This window comes from Pseudoalteromonas sp. NBT06-2, from assembly GCF_002276045.1.
Classification (GTDB): Bacteria; Pseudomonadota; Gammaproteobacteria; order Enterobacterales; family Alteromonadaceae; genus Pseudoalteromonas.
In genome coordinates, this window is sequence record NZ_NQMR01000029.1 from 1 (window position 1) to 2,196 (window position 2,196).

The window sequence follows — 2,196 nt, forward strand, 5'->3', positions numbered from 1 at the left end:
GAAAATATCGCGCATGTTTTTATTCTTATATCGTAGCCGTGCGATGTAAAATCCCACCTACGAAACAACAATTCTAAGTTATACATTTTAACTAACTGTTTTTAATAATGGTTCTATTATTTTTGCTTCTTTTTTCTCTAACCAAACTAAATCACAAATACCATCTGATGGTACAAAACCTAATGGGGCATCTAATAATATTTGACGTATTTTTTTATGTTCAAAATTATGACATGCGATATCTAATTTATTTAATAATGCTTCGATCTCTACCCATTCAAGCATTAATTCATTTGCGGTCATAATGCGTTCGTGGCTGGTTCCGCTTACGTTATCGCCTATCAACAACTCTTCATATAGCTTTTCGCCGGGCCGTAAGCCTGTGCATTTTATTTCAATGTCACCATTCGGATTCTCTTTGCTAAGTACTTCATAACCTGAAAGATTAATCATTTTGGTGGCTAAATCTTTAATTTTTACTGAATCGCCCATATCGAGTACAAAAACGTCACCACCTTTGCCCATGCCACCAGCTTGTATTACTAGCTGAGCAGCCTCAGGTATGGTCATAAAATAACGCGTGATATCTTGATGTGTTAAAGTAATTGGCCCCCCCATTGCTATTTGCTTTCTAAATAATGGTACTACTGAACCCGATGAGCCCAACACATTACCAAAGCGTACCATACAAAAATTGGTTTTATTTTGTGTTTTAGCTAAAGCTTGCAAACAAAGTTCAGCCATACGTTTAGTTGCCCCCATTACATTTGTGGGCCGAACTGCTTTATCGGTTGAGATAAGTACAAAAGTGTTTACTTTAGCTTTTATTGCAGCTTTTGCCGCATAGTAAGTACCAAATATATTATTACGCACACCTTCAACTACATTATGCTCAACTAAGGGCACATGTTTATAAGCTGCAGCATGGTAAACAGTTTGCACATTAAATGATATCATGACTGCTTCTAGTCGATTAATATGTTGCACAGAGCCAACTAAAGGCAGTATTTCCACTTCGATTGAGTGTTGCGCTTTATATTCATTTAACTCTTTATCAATTGAATATAAAGCAAACTCAGAAAGTTCAAACAATACTAGCTTCTTGGGATTTTGCTTTATGATTTGACGACATAACTCTGAACCAATAGAGCCACCAGCACCTGTGATCATAACCACTTTATTTGTAATATTTACAGCCATTAAATCAGCTTTAGGTGCAACCGGATCTCGCCCTAGTAAGTCTTCGATTTCAACGTCTTTAAACTCAGCTATTTGTGCATTACCTTCAACCATATCAGCCAAACCAGGAATAGATTGCACTAATAAAGGTAATGATTCTAAATTTAATAAAATCTCTTTGCGGTGAACACGTTTAACACTTGGAAGAGCCAATAAAATGCGTGTAATATTTTTTTTATTAATAATAGCTTCAATAGATTCAAGGCCAGATACTGTTATCCCCTGAATAATGGTTTTATGCTTGGTTTTATCATCATCAATAAAACCTGCAACATAATATTCTTGACCTTTAGCTAAGGCATTAGCTAATTGGCGACCAGCAGATCCTGCACCATAAATTACAACAGCTTCTTTTTTATGATAATAATGACGACCGATTAAAGAACGTGCAATAATTCTACTACCGCCAATAAACAGTAAACAAAAACAAGCAAAGATAAATGGCACAGTGCGAGGTACATTAACCTCAAAAAAGAAAGCTAAACCAATAAACATAAAAGTAGCAATAGCAGTGCCAACTCCAACTGCCCACAATGCATGTAAGTTAATATACCTAAGTACAGCACGGTATAAACCTTGCTTAATAAAAGCAAGCAGGCTAGCAGGTAATAGACCTAAAAATAGAAACCAATACTCTTGATTAAATAAAGGTTCAAAGCTATCTAATCGCATAAAAAATGCGAGCCAAAATGCAGTTAATAAAAATAAAGCATCTAACATAAGTGAAATAATACGCTTTTGCGCGCGAGGTAAACTGAAAATTAATTCAATAATTGTTAACACTGTGATTCCTTTTGTGTGCTTAACATCATATTCTTTAATAATTTTATCTGAATATAATTTAAAATATGTTATTGTCAAAATGAAAATGTAACGACAAATAAAGGACTATTATAACGTAATAATAACAATTGTCTCTATCACTTGTTCATACCTCAGCAATTCTCGGTGAATTAA

The 2,196-nt window shown here is 34.5% G+C and carries 1 protein-coding gene; it reads right to left on the reverse strand.

Annotation, left to right across the window (positions count from 1 at the left end; all coding sequences use genetic code 11):
- Window positions 1–87: 87 nt before the first annotated feature.
- Window positions 88–2,022, reverse strand: a complete 1,935-nt coding sequence (locus tag CJF42_RS08250; RefSeq protein ID WP_502694781.1) for a polysaccharide biosynthesis protein — start codon at window positions 2,020–2,022, stop codon at window positions 88–90.
- Window positions 2,023–2,196 lie beyond the last annotated feature (174 nt).